Origin of the sequence: Variovorax paradoxus (assembly GCF_030815855.1) — a bacterium.
GTDB classification, from domain to species: Bacteria; Pseudomonadota; Gammaproteobacteria; order Burkholderiales; family Burkholderiaceae_C; genus Variovorax; species Variovorax paradoxus_M.
The window spans coordinates 3,806,870-3,824,827 of record NZ_JAUSXG010000001.1 but is presented as its reverse complement, the minus strand read 5'-3'; the positions used below and the strand labels follow the sequence as shown (position 1 = coordinate 3,824,827).

General features: G+C 67.2%; 15 protein-coding genes and 1 pseudogene. 11 read left to right on the top strand and 5 right to left on the bottom strand.

Annotation, left to right across the window (positions count from 1 at the left end):
• Positions 1–12 precede the first annotated feature (12 nt).
• Positions 13–870 carry a putative selenate ABC transporter substrate-binding protein gene (locus tag QFZ42_RS18375; protein WP_307702334.1) on the bottom strand — a complete coding sequence of 286 codons (858 nt, stop codon included), beginning with the start codon at positions 868–870 and terminating at the stop codon, positions 13–15.
• Positions 871–987: 117 nt separating this feature from the next.
• On the opposite strand from QFZ42_RS18375, the gene selD reads away from it, so the two are divergent.
• The 7 genes from selD to QFZ42_RS18340 all read left to right on the top strand — a co-directional run bounded on the left by selD (position 988) and on the right by QFZ42_RS18340 (position 5,797).
• Positions 988–2,076 (top strand): selenide, water dikinase SelD, encoded by a 1,089-nt coding sequence (selD, locus tag QFZ42_RS18370; RefSeq protein ID WP_307702333.1) that lies wholly within the window; start codon positions 988–990, stop codon positions 2,074–2,076.
• A gap of 98 nt (positions 2,077–2,174) precedes the next feature.
• A complete protein-coding gene (locus QFZ42_RS18365) occupies positions 2,175–2,651 on the top strand; it encodes a DUF4124 domain-containing protein (protein ID WP_307702332.1) in 477 nt (158 codons plus the stop codon).
• Between the two features lie 13 nt (positions 2,652–2,664).
• Complete coding sequence (locus QFZ42_RS18360) at positions 2,665–3,108, top strand: ribonuclease HI family protein (protein WP_307702331.1); 444 nt, start codon at positions 2,665–2,667, stop codon at positions 3,106–3,108.
• 45 nt (positions 3,109–3,153) lie between these two features.
• Positions 3,154–3,402: a DUF3297 family protein gene (locus QFZ42_RS18355; protein WP_307702330.1), complete on the top strand. Its 249-nt coding sequence runs from the start codon at positions 3,154–3,156 to the stop codon at positions 3,400–3,402.
• A 57-nt stretch (positions 3,403–3,459) separates the two neighbouring features.
• On the top strand, positions 3,460–3,807 hold the full coding sequence (locus QFZ42_RS18350; protein WP_307702329.1) for a metalloregulator ArsR/SmtB family transcription factor: 348 nt from the start codon (positions 3,460–3,462) through the stop codon (positions 3,805–3,807).
• Between the two features lie 11 nt (positions 3,808–3,818).
• Positions 3,819–5,240, top strand: coding sequence for a DUF2867 domain-containing protein (locus QFZ42_RS18345; RefSeq protein ID WP_307702328.1), 1,422 nt, complete (start codon positions 3,819–3,821; stop codon positions 5,238–5,240).
• A 35-nt stretch (positions 5,241–5,275) separates the two neighbouring features.
• Entirely contained in the window at positions 5,276–5,797 is a 522-nt protein-coding gene (locus QFZ42_RS18340; RefSeq protein ID WP_307702327.1) for an O-acetyl-ADP-ribose deacetylase, read from the top strand.
• 20 nt (positions 5,798–5,817) lie between these two features.
• Here the strand turns inward: QFZ42_RS18340 and QFZ42_RS18335 are convergent, their stop codons facing one another.
• A complete protein-coding gene (locus tag QFZ42_RS18335; RefSeq protein ID WP_307702326.1) occupies positions 5,818–11,835 on the bottom strand; it encodes an alpha-2-macroglobulin family protein in 6,018 nt (2,005 codons plus the stop codon).
• A 150-nt stretch (positions 11,836–11,985) separates the two neighbouring features.
• Between QFZ42_RS18335 and opgC the strand changes: the two genes are divergently transcribed.
• The gene (gene opgC, locus QFZ42_RS18330) at positions 11,986–13,128 is read left to right on the top strand and encodes an OpgC domain-containing protein (protein WP_307702325.1); all 1,143 of its coding nucleotides are present in this window, start codon (positions 11,986–11,988) and stop codon (positions 13,126–13,128) included.
• Positions 13,129–13,134: 6 nt separating this feature from the next.
• Here the strand turns inward: opgC and QFZ42_RS18325 are convergent, their stop codons facing one another.
• The 3 genes from QFZ42_RS18325 to QFZ42_RS18315 are packed head-to-tail and all read right to left on the bottom strand — an operon-like array spanning position 13,135 to position 15,302.
• A complete protein-coding gene (locus tag QFZ42_RS18325; RefSeq protein ID WP_307704264.1) occupies positions 13,135–13,923 on the bottom strand; it encodes an SGNH/GDSL hydrolase family protein in 789 nt (262 codons plus the stop codon).
• A gap of 31 nt (positions 13,924–13,954) precedes the next feature.
• The gene (locus QFZ42_RS18320) at positions 13,955–14,704 is read right to left on the bottom strand and encodes an anti-sigma factor (RefSeq protein ID WP_307702324.1); all 750 of its coding nucleotides are present in this window, start codon (positions 14,702–14,704) and stop codon (positions 13,955–13,957) included.
• Between the two features lie 22 nt (positions 14,705–14,726).
• Positions 14,727–15,302: an RNA polymerase sigma factor gene (locus QFZ42_RS18315; RefSeq protein ID WP_307702323.1), complete on the bottom strand. Its 576-nt coding sequence runs from the start codon at positions 15,300–15,302 to the stop codon at positions 14,727–14,729.
• Positions 15,303–15,492: 190 nt separating this feature from the next.
• Between QFZ42_RS18315 and QFZ42_RS18310 the strand changes: the two are divergent.
• The 3 genes and pseudogenes from QFZ42_RS18310 to QFZ42_RS18300 all read left to right on the top strand — a co-directional run bounded on the left by QFZ42_RS18310 (position 15,493) and on the right by QFZ42_RS18300 (position 17,957).
• A pseudogene (locus QFZ42_RS18310) lies at positions 15,493–16,006 on the top strand (DUF3455 domain-containing protein).
• 97 nt (positions 16,007–16,103) lie between these two features.
• Entirely contained in the window at positions 16,104–16,640 is a 537-nt protein-coding gene (locus QFZ42_RS18305) for a hypothetical protein (RefSeq protein WP_307702322.1), read from the top strand.
• A 15-nt stretch (positions 16,641–16,655) separates the two neighbouring features.
• Positions 16,656–17,957: a tetratricopeptide repeat protein gene (locus QFZ42_RS18300; RefSeq protein ID WP_307702321.1), complete on the top strand. Its 1,302-nt coding sequence runs from the start codon at positions 16,656–16,658 to the stop codon at positions 17,955–17,957.
• Position 17,958: the final 1 nt, after the last annotated feature.

The window sequence follows — 17,958 nt, the reverse complement described above, 5'->3', positions numbered from 1 at the left end:
GCCGCAACGACATCACTTGACCAGGCCCGCCGCCTTGGCGGCAGCTTCGATGCCGTCGTAGTTCGACGACTTGGTGGCAATGAACTTGCTCGCACGCTGCAGGTTCATGATCTCCTTCATGGCGGGGTTGGCCGGGTCCAGCTTCAGGAAGGCTTCGGTGAGCTTCTTCGTCAGTGCCGGATCGAGGCCGGGGCGCACCGTCCAGTTGTAGTCGTAGTAGGTGGGCGTGGTGGTCAGCACGCGCACCTTGGCGGCGTTCGGGTTCTTGCTTTCGACCAGCTTGTCCCACACCGATGCGTTCAGCACGCCCGCCTCGGCGCGCGATGCGGCCACGAAGGCCACGGTGGCATCGTGCGCGCCGGAGAATGCCACTGTCTTGAAGTCTTTCTCGGGGTCGATGCCCGCCTGCATCAGGAAGTAGCGCGGCATCAGGCTGCCCGAGGTGGACGAAGGCGCACCGAACGCGAAGGTCTTGCCCTTCAGGTCGGCCAGCGTCTTGGCGGTGCTGTCCTGCGGCACGATGAACTTGCTGGTGAACACCTCGTCTTCCGCGCGCTGCACGATCGGCACCGCGCCGCCGTTGGTGCGAATGCGCGCCTGCACGAAGGTGAAGCCGCCGAGCCAGGCCAGGTCGATCTTGTTCGTGGCCAGGCCTTCGACCACCGCGGCGTAGTCGGTCACGGGCGTGAACTGCACGTCCATGCCGGTTTCCTTCTTCAGGTAGTCGCCCAGCGGCGTGAACTTGCGCTGCAGCTCGGTGGGCGCCTCGTCGGGAATGGCGGACACGCGCAGCACCTTGGCCTGTGCTGAGGCACCCAGGGCGAAGGCGGACAACGAAAGTGCAAGGGCGATGCGAAGGAGGGTTTTCATAGGTGGCGCGGCCTGGCGCAGGAAAGAAGGGACAACCCTCGATTGTAGAAACCCGCTCCCGGGCGTGCTTTGGGGCGGGCTTCGATAATGGGCGACCGCCCCGATTCGAATTGCCCCATGACCGACATCCCGACGAATCCCCCGCTTTCCGTGCTCAACCCGCTGGCCCCGCTGCGGCTCACCAGCTTCTCGCATGGCGGTGGATGCGGCTGCAAGATCGCACCGGGCGTACTGTCTGAAATTCTGAAGAACAGTGGCGGCGGCCTGATTCCGCCGGAGCTGATGGTGGGCATCGAAACCGCCGACGACGCGGCTGTGTACCGCCTGAACGACAAGCAAGCGCTGATCGCGACGACCGACTTCTTCATGCCCATCGTCGACGATCCGTACGAGTTCGGCCGCATTGCCGCGACCAACGCCATCAGCGACGTCTACGCGATGGGCGGCAAGCCGATCATGGCGCTGGCGCTGGTGGCAATGCCCGTCAACCAGCTGCCGGTGGAAGTGATCGGCGACATCGTGCGCGGCGGGCAGGACGTGTGCCGCGCGGCCGGCATTCCGATTGCGGGCGGCCACACCATCGATTCGGTCGAGCCGATCTACGGCCTGGTGGTGATGGGCCTGGTCGACCCGGCCCACGTCAAGCGCAACGCCGAGGCGCGCGCGGGCGACGTGCTGGTGCTGGGCAAGCCGCTGGGCGTGGGCGTGCTCTCGGCCGCGCTCAAGAAAGAAAAGCTCTCGCTGGCCGGTTACCGGCAACTCATCGACAACACCACTCGGCTCAACACGCCGGGCATTGCGCTGGCCACGATGCCGGGCGTGCACGCGCTGACCGACGTCACCGGCTTCGGCCTGGCCGGCCATGCGCTGGAACTTGCACGCGGCGCCAAGCTCACGGCCGTTGTCGAGTGGCCGCGCGTGCCGCTGCTCGAGGGCGTGACCGCGATGGTGGCGGACGGCTTCGTGACCGGTGCCTCGGGGCGCAACTGGGCCGGCTATGGCGAAGAGGTCGAACTCGCGGACGGCCTGCCCACCGCCGCGCAGGCGCTGCTGAGCGACCCGCAGACCTCGGGCGGGCTGCTCGTGAGCTGCGCCGCCGAGTCGGTGGATGCCGTGCTGCGGGTGTTCCGCGACGAGAAATTTGCGCATGCCGCCGTGATCGGCCGCATGGAACAGGGCCCCGCGTGGCTGCGCATCTCGCTTTGAGGAGCGTACCGGTGCCGCCGCAAGGACCGACTTCGGGCCAGAATGCGGCAAAGCGGAAACACCGGAAGACTTCGGCAGCCAACAACGAGGGACGCATGATGCGCACAACGGTTCTTTTCATCTCGGTCTTTGCTGCCGCGGCCATGGGCGCGCATGCCGCGGACGTGGTTCGCTGCACCGACGCCGGCGGCCGCATCGTCTACACGGACGGCCAGTGCCCTGCCGGCAGCAAGCTCTCGCGCCAAGTGCCCATTGCCGAGCCGCTGTCGGTGGTGCCGCCTGCTTCGCCCGAAGAAGTGCGCCGGCCGGCGTACACGCCGACGCCCAGCGCGGCGCCGCCGCAGCCTCTGGCCGGCAACAACGCGCCACAGGGCCCCGCCATCATCCCGCGCAACGTCGACGAGCCGCGTGTGGCTCCCGAGCCGCCGCCGGTCTACAGCTGGGGCCCCGACCCGTACTACGACGGCGGCCGTCCGGTCGTCCGTCCGCGGCCGCAGCGGCCGCAAGACCCGGGGCCGCCTCCAGGCCAGCGGCCTTGCCAGAACCTGGCGGGCATCAAGCGCAGCAACTGCTGAGCCGACGCAGCCGATGCCACTTCGCCCCTGGACCGTGTACTGCGACGGCAGCGCCATGCCGAACCCCGGCCGCATGGGTGCCGGCGCCGTCGTCACGGAGCCCGACGGCACCCGCCACACCTTGTCTCTGGCCAGCCATGCCATCGGCTGCAACAACGAAGCCGAGCTCAGGGCGCTGACCCTCGCGCTCGAGGAGCTGAAGGCCAGGGGCGCGACAGCGGTGCTGGCCTATACCGACAACAGCATCCTCGTCGAACAGCTCGGCGAGCCCGGCGCCAAGCCCATCGCGCGCATGGCGGGCTTGTTCGAAGACGCCCGCGCGCTGCTCGGCTCGTTCGAAGAAGCGAGCCTTCGGTGGGTGCCGCGGCACCGCAACCAAGAGGCCGATGCGCTCGCGCGCGCCTCGCTGGGGTTTGCGCCCAAGGCGCCCGCCAAGGCAACAAAGAAGCGGCGTTAAGCTGCGCGCTGCAGTTTTTCAGATAGATAGATAACCGTTTATTCCATGACCGAAGCCAATTCCCTTCCGCCCCTTCCCGACCACCTGTCCACCGACCCACGCAGCCCCCATCACGTGGCGGCGGTTTTCGAGCACGACATCGGCATCCGCTTCAACGACAAGGAACGCCTCGACGTCGAGGAATACTGCGTCAGCGAAGGCTGGATCAAGGTGCCCGCCGGCAAGACGGTGGACCGCAAGGGCAAGCCGCTGCTGATCAAGCTGAAGGGCAGGGTCGAGGCGTTCTATCGGTAAGAAAGGTCGAACGGGCAGGTGCTTGTATTTAGCTAATTAGCTAAATACAATGCCGCCATGAAAGAAGAAAACGTTTTCGCAGCGCTCGCTTCGACGCCCCGCCGGAAAATCCTCTCGTACCTCTCCGAGACGCCGCTGACGGCGGGGGAGATCGCCGAGCGATTCGAGATGACGAAGCCCTCTCTTTCCAAGCATTTGCAGATCCTGGAGCATGCAGGCTTGGTAAAGAGCGAAAAGCGCGGACAGTTCGTTCACTACAGCCTGGCGGACGACAACCTGCTCGGCACTTTGCACAACTACCTTGCGGCGTTTTGTCCCGTCGGCGGTCCGCTCAAGAAGGAAAGCGCCGAGCTGGCGAAGACCAGAAAGCCAGCGGCGCCCGGCGGCAATCTCAAGAAGAACTGAGGGATCGATTCATGACTCCCTCGCTTTCGGTGCCTTCGATCCCCGCCGCCCGGGTGACCCGTCGAACCGCGACCTTCCCGTTCGTGGCATTGCCGACACGGCCGGACTGCGTACCCGTCGAAGTGAGTCTGGTTGCGCGCCTGGGCCACGGCTCGGGGACCCAGCTGTTCCACGAGGCGCTCGCGCGGCAACGGGCGCACAGCCGGTTTGTCGACGAACTCGATGAACCCTCTGCAAAGCTTGGCGGCAGCGATTTCTCCAGGGGAGACGCAACCGCGCTCTATTCATTCGGAGTCGGCCGGGGAGGCCATCCCTTTCATCGGCATGCGGGCCATCGCGTCTTCACCGCCATCTCGGGGAGCGGGGGCTCGCAACTGCGCTTTTCGAGCGCGACGCCGCAAGACATCGAGGCGGACCCGGCCAGCTTCGTTCGCGCGCTCCGCCATGTCGATGTACCGCCGGACTGCATCTTCACCGTTCGCTTCTCCGGTGAAACCTGGCATCAGTTCGTACCGCTGGAGCCGGGCTCGAGCCACCCCGCGTTCTTTGCGTTGTCGACTCACACCAATGAACTCGGTGGCCAGCTGAGCGACGAGTTGCGCTTGCAGGTCCTGCAAGACAAGGGAAATATCCCCTCGCTCACGCAACTGCTGCCCCAAGCGGTCATCGATTTGCTGAAGGCGTCACCGGTCCAGCGGGGTCAGGTACCGACTACCCAACTGTCGCTGGGCGACCGGCCTGGCGGACTCATGGAGGCCGCCTGCAAGCACTACCGCTCGGCGGCGGGCCACCTTCGCGGCATGCTGGCGCGCACCCGCGTTCGTCCCGGCTTTATCAGCGAGCCAAGTCCAGCGTCCGTTCAAGAGCAGAGCGAACTTCCCGTGCATTCGTTGCTGCGGGCTGAACTGAACGACCGAACGATTCATCACCAGGATCGTTTCTCGATCATCGTGCCCGCCGCCGCGCTCGGTGTGCCGGCGGAGGCCGACGCTGCCAGGCTGCTCTCCAGTCTGCTTGGCAGCTTCCTGGCGCATCGGCACCACGGCGTTTCGCTTCTCATGGGTTTCAGGAACCTGGTCGTGCGTCCGTTCAAGCTGCGCACCTCGCCGCTCGCCTGTCCGGTCTCGTCCCTTCTCTCGGAAGCTTCAGGCAATGTCTTTGCCGGGCGCTACCCGGTGCACTCGTACCGGGTGTCGGAAGACGGGCGCACTGCACAGGTCATCCTGGGCGCCGACGACAAGCACCTCGTGTTCCGTTCAAGCGTGGAGGCGGCCTGCCTGCCGGGCGGACGCGTCGAGTTTTCGTTGTCCACACGTGTCGCTTGCAGAAACCTGTTCGGCCGTGTCTACATGGCGCTCATTTCCGCGGCCCACCGCAAGTACATCGCACCAAGGCTTCTGAAGGTAGCCGTGGAATCCATGCTCCGGCATTGAGGGAAGCAACAAGACTGCGCAGCAGGAGCAAAGTCATGCACACACCGCTTCGCGCCCTATGCGACGACATCACCACGCTGCAGGTCGACGCCATCGTCAATGCGGCGAATTCGTCGCTGCTGGGCGGAGGCGGTGTCGATGGCGCGATCCATCGCGCCGCCGGCCCCGAGCTTTTGCATGAGTGCCGCCTGCTGGCTGGGTGCAAGACAGGCGACGCCAAGTTGACCAAAGGCTACCGGTTGCCTGCCCGGTTCATCATTCACACCGTCGGGCCGGTCTGGCATGGCGGCTCGCAGGGCGAGCCGGAGCTGCTGGCATCGTGCTATCGAAAGTCGATGGAAATCGCGGGGCAGCAGGGCGTTCGGACCCTCGCGTTTCCGTCGATCAGCACGGGCATCTACGGCTACCCGATCGAGCTCGCGGCGCCCATCGCGGTCGCCACGGTCCGGTCGGCGCTGGCCGAGAGCGCCAGCGTCCAGGAGGTCACGTTCTGCTGCTTCTCGGACGCGGACCTTGCCGTGTACGAAGCGGCGCTTGCAGCGGCCGGGCCTGCCTAGATAAGCAGGCCCGCCGCGGCTTACTTCGCCGCCTCCACCTTCACCCGCGCATTCGGCGTTTCGCCGAACATCTCGGGCGCATACATCGCTTCGACGCGGCTCGGCGGCAGCGCGAAGTCGCCCACGTTGTTGAGGCGCACGGTGTACTCCATCTTGACCACGCCCTTGGGCAGGTACTCGTAGTAGCTGCGGAACGCTTCGAAGCTGCGCTCCTCGAAAGCCGGCCAGCCGGCGCCCGACTTCTTCTCGCCTTGCGTGGCGATCTGCGAATCGCGGCCCAGGCCGCTGCCCAGGATGGTGGCGCCGCCGGGAATCGGATCGCTGATCACGACCCAGGTCATGTCGGCGCTGGCGTTCACCTCGACGGTCACGCGCAGCACGTCGCCGCGCGTGTACTTGCCCGCGGTGGCCTGCTCGACCGGGGTGATGGTCTTCTTGAGCGCGTAGCCGGCGGCGAAAGGCGCCTTCAGCTGCACCGCGGCAATCGACTGCAGCGTGAGCCACGGCTTGCCGGTGCCTTGCTGCGTGACCAGCAGCGTGTCGCGCGCCGGTGCGCCCGACGGCGAGGCGGCCCAGGGCAGGAACATCGTGTTGTTCCTCAGGTTGCCCGGCGACGCGGGCGCGCCGAAGAAGGTGCTCTGGTTGGGTGCACCGGCCGCATCGGTGGTCTTCACGCGCTCGACCTTGCTCCAGTCGACCTGCGCCTTCGCGGCGCCGAGGGTGGCGGCGGTCACGCCGGCGACGGGTGTGCTTTCGAACACCTTCGAGAACTTCTCGAGCGCGAGCCCGCCCCACAGGTTGGCGGTGGTCGTGTGCCAAGCGCCGTTCTGCTGGCGACCGATGAAACCGTTGGCGAGTTTGCCGATGTCGTCCTTCCAGGCCGGGTCGTCCATCACGCTGAGCAGCAGGCGCGCGGTGTTGACGTCGCCGTTGGTCATGAGCCACCACCAGTAGTCGTCGCGTTCGGTGCTGAAGACGAGCTTGGTGCCCTGGTACGACAGGCGCGCCTTGAGCACGTTGTTGGCCTCGTCCAGCCGCTGCTGGCGCTGTGGCACGTCCTGCACGCGCTTGAGGATGTTGAGCCAGTCGATCACGGCGCTGGTGGGCCACTGGTTGGGCGCGATGGTGATGCTGCCCAGCATGCTGCCCTTGGCCGTGCCGTAGCGCGACAGGGCCTCGAGCGCGGCGAGCTTGCGCACGTCCAGGTCTTTGCGCGGGCTCCAGAACTCGCGCTGGATGCGGCCTTCGACAAAGGCGATGAGGCCCGACTCCATCGGCGCGCGCGCCGCGTCGGGCAGCGCGAAGGCGGGGTTCAGCGCCGCCGCCTCGTGCGTGGCCGCCAGCAGGTACGAGGTGAGGATGTCGCTGCCGCGGTTCGATTCGCCGTCGCGCGGCGGAAAGTAGCTGGCCAGGCCGTCGCTGTCGAGGTAGGTGGGCAGCTGGGCCAGCACGCCCTGCCACATCTTCGCGTCGCGCAGGCCGACCGATTTGCTGGTCTTCTGCTCGAGGCAGCTGAAGGGATAGTTCGCGAACCAGTCGCGCACGCCCGGCAGGCCTTCGGCCAGCTTGGGCTGCAGGGCAAGCTTGAGGCCGCCGCGGCCGGGGAGGGCGTCGGTGGGCGGTGCCACGTCGATGGTGAAAGGGCCATCGAGCTGCGCCAGCGTGGCCTGCTGCACCGTGAGCGGCACCGAGGGCACGATGCGCTGGCGCACCTTGAGTGCATCGCGTGCGCGGCCGAGCGTGTCCTTGGCTTCGATCTCCCACAGGATGGCTTCGGCGCGCATCTGCGCGAGCTGCGCTGGCGCGGTGACGGTCCATGCCACTTCGCGCGCTTCGCCGGCGGGGATGTCCACCGTCTGCGGCTCGAGCGTGAGCAGCGTGGCGCGGGGCGTGGCCTCCACCTTCATCGGCTTCTGCGTGGTGTTGCGCAGCGTGATCTGGGCGCGGAACTGGTCGTCCTCGCGCACCAGCGGCGGCAGGCCGCTGATGATCTGCAGGTCTTGCGTGGCCTGGATGCTGGCCTGGCCGGTGCCGAAGAGGCTGGTGCCCGAATCGGCCACCGCCACGATCTTGAAGGTGGTGAGTGCATCGTTGAGCGGCACCGTCACCACGGCCTGGCCGTTGGCGTCGAGCACCACCTTCGGGTTCCACAGCAGCAGGGTGTCGAGCAGTTCGCGCGTCTGGCCCTTGCCGCCGCCGCCGCCCGCGGGCACGGCCTTGCGCCCGTAGTGACGCCGGCCGACGATTTCCATCTGCGCGGTGGAGGTGGAGACCCCCCAGCTGCGCCGCTGCAGCATGGCATTGAGCAGGTTCCAGCTGTCGTTGGGCATCAGCTCCAACAATGCTTGGTCCACTGCGGCCAGGGCCACTTCGGCACCGGCCGCGGGCTTGCCGTCGGGCAGCTTGGCGGAGATGGTGATCTGCGCTTTGCCGCGCACCGGATAGCTCGGCTTGTCGCTCGTGACGGTCACGTCGAGCTGGTGCGCGCGCGTGCCGACGCGGATCTCGGCCATGCCCAGGCGGTAGGCGGGCTTGCTCAGGTCGACCATCGCGGTGGGCGCGACGTATTCCTTGCCTTCGTACCAGAAGGCGGTCCACCACTCGCGCGGTGCCTTGAAGCCCCAGGTGAAGAAGCTGTACCACGGCACTTCGCGCAGGCGGCCGCGCAGGGCGAGCACGCTCACGTAGGCGTTCGGGCCCCATTCGGGCTTGACCTGCAGGCTCACGGTCGGGTCCTTGCCGTCGAGCTGCACCACGTGGGTCTCGATGATGCCTTCGCGTTCCACCGACACCAGCGCGGTGGCAAAACGGAACGGGCTGCGCACCTGGAACTTGGCGAGTTCGCCGGGTTGGTAGCTCTTCTTCTCGGGCAGCACGTCGATGCGGTCGTTGTCCTCGCCGCCGAACCAGAGTTCGCCCTGTTTGGTCACGTACACCGTGCTGGCGGCGCGGCTGTCGCGGCCTTCGCTGTCGGTGGCGCTGGCCACGAGTTCGACCTCGCCGGGTTCCTTCAGCTCGGACTCGCACAGCAGCAGGCCGCGCGCATCGCTCTTGCCGCTGCACACGGTGCCGATGTCCTTGGTCTCGGTCTTGTTGTCGTAGGTATAGAAACCGCCCACCATGCGCTTGCGGCTGGTGGTGGTGATGCGTGCCACCGCGCGCACGTTGAGTGTCACGCCGGCCTGGGGCTTGCCCGAAAGGTCGAGCGCGAGCGCCTGGTACTTGAGCTTCTGGCTGGTCGAAACCCAGCCCTCGGTCTTGATGCCGGCGATGACCGAAGCGGGCCACAGCGTCTGCGTGCTGCGGAGGGTCTGCACCTCGCCATTGGGGTCGGCGTAGGTGGCTTCGAGCAGCAGCTCGCGCGCGGCCTTGACCTTGGGCACCTTGTCGATCGTGACCTTGCCGGCACCGTCCTTGTTGAGCGTGAGCGGCAGCTTGTCGGCGATCACGCGGGTGTCGCTGACGCTGTTGATGTCTTCCTCGCCGGAAGACTCGGCTTCGGCCGCGGGCGCTGCCGCCGGCGAACCGTCGGCCTGCACGCGCGGCGGGTTGAAGCTGAAGGCGTCGTGGTCGGCAAAGCTCAGGCTCTTGCCGCGCACCATGGCCGAGACACGCACCGGCAGGTTGGCGGCGCCGCCGCCGGCTACGTAGTTGATCTGCACGTCGGCCGGCACCGAGGCCACGCTCACCAGCGGTTTCTTGTCGGTAGGTGCGATGCGGCCTTCGAGCACGGGCAGGCGGAATTCCTCGACCCGGAACTGGCCGGTGGAGAAATTGCGGTTGTAGTCGCCGTCGTCGCTCTCGGCGCTGTCCTTGCCGTTGCCGTTGCCGGCGCGCAGCATGACCTCGTACACGCCGAGCTTGGCGGCCGGCGGAATGGCGAAGGTGTTCTCCGCGCTCAGGCCGCCAGTTGCGGTCTTGCGCCAGGCCAAGGGCTGCGTGAAGCGCTGGCCGCTGCCGGTGTGGGTCACCACCAGCGTGTCGGGCCGGTTCTCGGGCAGGCCGAAACCCTTGCTGGTCTGGGTGCGGATCAGGTGCTTCATCGACACCGTTTCGCCGGCGCGCAGCAGCGTGCGGTCGAAGATGGTGTGGGCCACGCGGTCGGGCTCGGCCTGCAGGCTGGTGGGCACGTTGAAGCGCCAGGGCTCGATGCCGCGCTGCCAGTCGCTCCAGGTGAAGGCCAGGTCTTCGATGCCCTTGTCGTCCTTGGCGCGCGCGCTGACGAACCATGCGCCCGCGTTGTATTCGTCCGGGCCGTTGCAGTTCGGCGCTTCGGGTGCAATGCCGGCCAGCCGGACGACGCCGCTGGCGTCGGTGGTGCCCGATGCCACCGCGGTACCGCGGCAGTCGGACACGCGCACCTCGGCATTCGGCACCACCTTACCCTTGTCGAGCGTGGTGACCCAGGCCATCGAGTTCTCGCGGCCGAGCTTGAAATGCACGGCCAGGTTGGTCGCCAACGCGGTGGTTCGCACGTACATCGTGCGGCTGGCGCCGTAGCGCTCGTCGAGCAGCGCATCGCCGAGCTTCTGCGATGCGATTTCGAGCACGTGGAAGCCAGGCGTCAGCGGAATGCCGATGACTTCGAACGGACGCGGATCGCCGCTCTCGGCCTTCGGCATGTCGAGCGCTTTCACGCCGGCCTGGCCGGCGAGCAGAGACAGCATGCGGGTCTGCAGGCTGGTGCGGTCGTCCTTGTCGATGACCGGCGGCAGCGCGCCCTTGATGTCCTTGCGCGCCTGTTCGCGCGAGACGGTGTAGTTGTCATAGCGGCGCACCTTGCGGAACCACGCGATGATCTCGGCGTCAGTCTTGGGGTTCATGTCGCTGACCTTGCCGGGCGTCAGCGCCTGCACCATCAGCGCCGGTTCCACGCGTCGCACGGTCACCGGCATCATGGCCGGCGTGCCGGGTTCGGCGAGCCGCTCGACCACGCCGAAGGGCGAGGCGGCGAACTTGGCCAGCGGCGGCATGGCGCCGGTCGCCACCTTCAGCGGAAAGCTGCCGGGCGAAGCCAGCGGGCGGCCCGATGCGTCTTCGAACTTGGCGGGCAGCTCGATGGTGAACTTGGTGTCTTCCGCGAACGGCGGCGCGAAGCTCGCGGAGCTGACCACGTCGTCTTCGCTCGGCGTGCCGCCGTCGTTCTCGAGCGTGGCGGCGACGGACTTGCCGCCGCCCTTGAGCTGGATCTGCGCGGCCATCTTGCGCGTGACCGGCGCATTGAACTGCAGCTGCATCGGCCGCAGCGGCAGGCACGCGGCCTGCGCGTTCTCGCGCTCGCAAGTGAAAGACACCGCGAACGGTTCGCGCACCTGGAAGCTCAGGCGCCGTTCGACGTTGTTGACGACGCCCGAAGGCGTGGCGACACCCTTGCCATAGACGATCTGCACCTTGCTACCGGGCGTGAGCGTGCGGTTGCACTGCAGCGCGATGAAGCGCAGCGGGTCCTTCGCGGCCTCCTTGTCGCGGCCGAAGGCCTTGAGCAGGCCGGTGCGCTGCTCGCCGTCGAGCAGCTTGACGGGAATGCGCTCGCCGAGGCCGTCGGCGGCGCACCAGACGTTCTGGCGCACGCTTTCCAGCGTGGCCGCGCCGTTGAGCTCGAGCATGAACATCTGCTGCTCGTCGATCCGGCCATAGCTGCCGGGCATGAAATTGCGCACGAACGGGCCACCGCTATTGAACTGGTAGCGCTCCGGCCCGGTCAGCTCACCGCCGGCGCTCGGCTTGAAGGTGGAGATTCGCGTGACGGTGCAGCGCACGCCGGGCGGCAGGTCGTTCTCGAAGTCGTAGACCCATTGCTTGGCATCGGTCCAGCGGCCCGTGCCCTTGCCGGCCTGCGCGTCGGTGCAGCTCACGGCCAGCGGCGCGGGCGCCTTCGGGTCGCCGAAATTGACGGCGGCCTGGTCGAACTTGGCGACGATCTGGCGCACGCGCGCCACCTCGCCTTGGGGCGTCAGGCTGGTGATCTGGAGGGCAAGAGCCGGGCCGGCAAAAAAGGCGCCGGCGGCCAAAAGCAATGTTGGAATCGTTCTTTTCAATTTTTTCTCCGCCTTGAAGCACCGCGCAGCGTAGCCGATTTGAAAGGCGCTCCGGCACTGCCAGGCGTCATATGCCCCGGCGCTCTTCATACAATCGGCACTGTCGTGCGTGCGCCGCGCGGACCGCCACCAAGACCTCGCCGCCGACCGATGAAACGCTACTGGGAAATAGACGCCTTGCGCGGGCTGATGCTCGTGCTGATGACCGTCACCCATCTGCCGACGCGCCTCACCGATCCGTTCGGCCAGCCTTTCGGTTTTGTCTCGGCCGCGGAAGGCTTCGTGCTGCTGTCCGCCTTCGTGGCCGGACTGGTCTACAGCCGCATCGGCTACCAGCGCGGCGTCGACTCGATGCGCACGGCCTTCTGGCGGCGCGTGGTGAAGGTCTACCTGTGCCAGGCGGCGATCCTGCTGTTTCTCTTCACGGTGATTGCGGCGCTCGGGCTGCACATCGACCAACCGGCCGTGAAGAACCTGGTGTCCTACTACCTGGCCGAACCGCGCGAAGGTTTTCTTTTCGGGCTGCTGCTGATCTACGAGCCCGCGCTGCTCGACATCCTGCCGATGTACATCTTCTTCATGCTGATGAGCCCGTGGGTGCTGGCCTTCGCCATGCGGCACGGCTGGACGCTGGTGATGGGCGCCAGCGCCACCGTGTGGGCGCTCGCGCAATTCGACCTGAGCGAATGGATCTACGGACTGGCCGTGCACTACCTCGGCCTGTCGGTTCCGTTCCACGAAATGGGCGCCTTCAACAGCTACGCCTGGCAGTTCCTGTGGTTCGCGGGGCTTTTCCTCGGTGCCAGCCGCAACCTGCCCGGCGCGCGGCCGCTGCGCTTTCCGGTCTGGGTGTGGTTGCCCGCACTCGCCATTGCGCTCTATGGCTTCTGGTGGCGCCACCACGGCATCAACGGCCAGGCGCCGTTCGGCGGCGACGTGGAGCTGAACCTGCTGTTCGACAAGTGGCAACTGGGGCCGCTGCGCCTCGTCAATCTCGTCGGGCTGGGCATCCTAGCGGTGCGCTTCGGGCCATGGCTCATGCGCAAGATTCCGCGCCTGCACTGGCTCGAAGCCATGGGCTCGGCCTCGCTGCCGGTGTTCTGCGCGCACTTGGTCGCGGTGCTGCTGGTGCTGGCCTTCTACGGGGACAGCCAGACCGCGCGGCCCTGGTGGGGCGACGGCCTGCTGCTGCTCGCGGTGTTCGCGGGCATGTACGCGGTGGCGCGCTTCACGCGCGGGGCCGACGTGCCCCCGCCCGCGGACGACGTGCCGACCGAGCCGGCACGGGCCTGAGCCTCTTCAGGGCAGCGAAGCCGCGGGCGGGGTTGCCGGGGCCGGTATCGGGGAAGCGACCGGTACGGCCCCCGGGAGGCGGGCCGCGATGATCGACTGCCAAAGCCGGTAGCCCTCGTCGGTCATGTGCAGCCTGTCGCTTCGGAACAGTTCCAGCCGCGGCCGCCCGTCGGCGCCGAGCATCGGCGTGAAGATGTCGATGTACTCGCTGTCGGGCAGCCGGTTGAGGTAGGCCGAGATCACGTTGTTGGTTTCGCGGATCAGCGGCATCAGGTGCTCGCGCGAGGGGCTCGGCTTGACCGAGATGAAGCTGATGCGCGTGTTGGGCAGCTCGGCGCGCACCGCATTGGCAAAGCGCGCAAAGCTTTCGAGCACCTGCAGCGGCGTGCGGCCTTCGGCCAGGTCGTTGTCTCCGGCGTACACCAGCACCTGCCGCGGCTTGTAGCGCACCACCAGGTCGCGCGCGAACAGGCTGCAGTCGGCCATCGTCGAGCCGCCGAAGCCGCGGTTGACGATGCCGGGCACCTGGCGGAAATCCTGTGCGAGGCTTTTCCACATGCGCACGGTGGAACTGCCCACGAACACCACGCCGCCGGGCGCCGGAAACTGCTGCTGGTCGGCGCGGGAAAAGGCTGCGAGCTCGTTGTGCCAGCGTGCCTTGGCGGCCAGGTAGTCGGAAGACGTATCGACCGCCGTGCTGTCCAGCGATTCGTAGGGCAGCACGGCATTGTGGTTCTGGGCATGCGAGGCGAGTGCCGCGGTCAGCAGCAGGGCCGCGGCCAGCGCGGTTTTCATCGAAGGCATCGGAAGCAAGGCGGAACGCAGGTCAGATGGTTTTTTCAATCAGCGCGCCCTTGAACAGCACGGGGCCGGTGGGGCCGCGCTCGCTGGGCACGCCGCCCTTGGGCTCGAGGCTGATCGCCAGCGTGGGCACGCGAACATCCGATTCTGACGCAGTCAGCCGGAGGGCCGGCGCATTCTCGAGCACGCCGAGGGATCGCGGCGCGCCGCCCGGCGGCAGGGCCCAGAGCTGCAGCGACTTGTCGGCGCCTTCGTTGTAGCTGCCGACGCGCTGCAGCACCAACTGCCGCTTCTTGGGGTCGAAGGTCACGAGCATCGAGGCGGCGGCCTTGTCGTCGGACAGCACGGCCACGTACTGGATGGCCGGCGCGTTCTGCAACTGGTCGCGCAGGTTCAGCCCGACACCTACCGCCATGACGGTGGCCAGCGCACCCGCCGCCGCGGCGCCGCGCCAGAGCGCCAGGCTGCGCAGCCAGCCGCCCCGTTCCGGTGCGGCGACGGGAGCCGCATGGCGTTGCCGCTCGATGGCGTGCTGCGCCTGCTCGGCGTCGATCATGTTGCGGATCCGGGTCCACACCGCGGCGTCGGGAACGACCGGGGTCTGCAGCTCGGTCATGCTCGCAAGCCGGCTCTGCCACACCAGCGCCGCGGTGCGCACGGGCGCCTGCTCGCGCGCCAGCGTTTCGAAGCGGCGTCGGGCGCCACCGCGCAAGGTGCCGAGCGCATGGCTCGCGGCCAGGAGTTCGAGCAATTCGGGGTGGGCGATGAGGTTCATGGCGCGGTGGCTTTCTTGTCGCCTACGCAAAGCGTGCCATGCAGATGCGCAGCTTTTCGAGTCCGCGCCGGATCCAGGTCTTGACCGTGCCCAGCGGCAGCTTGAGCTGCTCGGCCAGGTCGCCGTGGCTCAGCTCGCGCAGATAGGCCAGGCTCACGACCTCGCGCTGGCGGCCCTCGAGCTGGCTCAGGCACTGGTGCAGCGCCCAGGCCTGCTCGCTCGCATCGGCGGTGTCGGCGGGGTTGGGTGCATCGGATTCGAGCGTTTCGGCCATCAGTTCGTCGAATTCCTGCGTGAGCTGGGCGCGGTCGGCGGTGCGGCGGCGCAGCAGGTCGAGCGCGCGGCTGCGAACGATCAGGCCCAGCCACGCGAGCGGCGGACTCAGTGTGCCCCGGTAGTCGATGGCCACGCGCCAGACCGTCATGAACGACTCCTGCAGCACGTCCTCGGCCCATTCGCGCTGCCGCACCACGCGCATCGCCAAGCCCATGAGCTTGGGCGCGGTGCGGTCGTAGAGCAGTCGCAGGGCGGCTTCGTCGCGGCGGCCGATGCGATCGATCAGCGCGATCAGTTCGGCGTCGGGGCTGGGGGCTGTCATTCGCGGATTGTGGGGCATCGGCCTGCATGCAAGTGGTACGGGCGACCCGTTCGGGCGGATTCAGTCCGCCAGGCCTGAATCTATTCGCGGCCGGCGTGCGTAGAAGCATGCGAGACGTTCCGGACGCACGGCGCCGAGGCACGGACTCGCCCTTCATTCACCTCTCGCTCATGCGACAAAGGAACCGACCATGACCATCCGCACCTTGACCGTCCTCGCCGCCGCTGCCGGCCTTACCGCCTGTTCCGGCATGGGCGCCAAGCCTCCGATGTATTCCCAGGCCGGCCTGCCGGACGCGGTGAAGGTGCCGGCCGGCCACGCCGTGGCCATGGAAACGGTGGGCGCGGGCGACATCACCTACGAGTGCCGCGCCAAGGCCAACATGCCCGGCCAGCACGAGTGGGTCTTCGTCGGCCCGGACGCCACGCTGGTGGACCGCGCCGGCCACCTGGGAGAGCATGGACGGCTCCAAGCTCACTGCCACGCAAGTGGCTGTGGCGCCCAACGGCACCGGCAACCTTCCGCACCAGCTGGTAAAGGCCAACCCGGCCATGGGCACGGGCGCGATGCAGGGCGTGAGCTACATCCAGCGCGTATCGACCCAGGGCGGCGTGGCGCCGGCGGCGGCTTGCGGCGCCTCGAACATGGGCCAGAAGCAGGTCGTGAAATACCAGGCCGACTACATCTTCTATCGCGCCATCTGAGCGCCTTCTAGGCCCCGTTTGCCGCCTCAGGAAACATTCGGCAACGTATACTGCCCCGCAAAATCGGAGCGGAGCGCACCATCGTGCGGGGCAGGGAATGAAGCAAATAGCGATCGTTGTTGCGCTCTGCGTGGGCGCGTGGTTCTTCTTCATCGGCGGGCGCAAGCTCGACGAGTCGATGGTGCGCAAGTACTACGAGAAGGAGGCGCACGCCATCTACTCGCGCGACGCGGAGAAGCTGTGCAAGCAGCTCAGCAAGAAGGCCGTCATCCAGAGCAAGACCATCATGATGGGCCGCACGCAGGAGACCACCAGCGATCGCGACCAGGCCTGCGAAGGCATTCGCAAGTCTTTCAAGATGTTCGAGGTGGTGGGTGAGGGCATGGGCGGCATTCTCACCATCGAGTACGAGTACCACATCGACAGCATCGAGGTGGCCAGCGACCGCAAGAGCGCCACCATCGAAGGCACGAGCGTGCTGAAGATGGGCGAGGCGGCCATGCAGTTCAAGAGCAATTTCACGCAGCGGCTGGAGCGCGAACTGGGCCAGATGCGGCTGGTGCGCGCCGACGATGTCACGGTGGTGCGCCTCGGCGGGCGCGGCGCCATGAGCCAGAGCGACTTCTTCAAGTAAGCAGGCACCGCCATCATGCTCGTCAACGACTCGCTGCCGACCCCGCCGCCGTTCTGGCACCGCCTCAACAGCTTCTTTGCTTTTCCGTTCCAGCTGCGGCCGTTGATGTACGGCCTGGCGCTCGCGTTTTGCAGCCTGCTGTTCGAGGCCATTCCTTTTCTGCACCCGGGACTGTCGCTGATCGTGATCGAACTGGGCATCGTGCTGGCGGCCAGCCGCTACGGCTTCAAGGTGACGGCGCTGGGTTCGCAGGGCATCTGGCGTTCGGAAGATTTTCCGCGCCAGCTCAACGAGGATTGGGTCAACCTGCCCTGGAAGCTGTTTGCCATTTCGGTGGTGCAGGGCGCGCTGATCGGCTGGCTGGCCTGGTACGAGCCGGTGCTGGGCACCGTCGCGGTGTTCGTGGTGTCGTTCACCTTTCCGGCCGCGATGATCGTGCTGGTGCAGTCGGGCAGCTTCTTCCAGGCCATGAACCCCGGCCACGTGATGGATGCGATGCGCATCATCGGCTGGCCCTATGCGCTGCTGTGCTTCTTCCTGTTTCTGCTGAGCGCGGGCGCGCAGATTGCCATCGGCATGGTGCTGCCGATGATCGACGGCCTCATCGTGCTGCCGATCGCCAATTTCGCGTTCATCTACTTCGGCTGGGTCATGGCCAGCCTGCTGGGCTACGTGATGTACCAGCACCACGACGCGTTCGGCATCGACCTCTTGCCCGGCGGCGGGCTGGACGACGGCGCGCCGGCAGACCGCCGCACGCCGGAGCAGATTGCCGCCCAGCGCATGGATGCCGAAGTGGCGCAGCTCGTGACCGACGGCGACGTGGCCGGCGCGCTCGGCGTGGCCTACGAGGCACAGCGCGTGGCGGCGCCCGACGACCTGGCCGCACAGCGCCGCTACCACCGCGTGCTGCTGCTCATGCCCGACAAGGCGGCCACGTTGCTCGACCATGCTCGGCGCTACATTCCGCTGTTGCTGCGGCGCGACCTGGCCTCCGACGCGCTCAAGGTCTTCAAGGCCTGCCGAGAAAAGGACAAGGCTTTTGCGCTCGACGATGCGCCCACCGTCATGACGCTGGCCAAGGCCGAATGGCGCAACGGCGATGCGCATGCCGCGCTGGCTTTGCTGTCGGGCTTCGACCGGCGCTTTCGCGGGCATGCCGCCATTCCGCAAGCCTACGAACTGGCCGCCAGGGTGCTGGTGCAGGGGCTCGGCCGCGCCGACATGGCACAGCCGATCTTGAAGACGCTCGAATCGCGTTTTCCGGACAGCGAGCAGACGCAGGAAGTGCGCTGGCTGCTGCGGCCGGCGGCCTGAT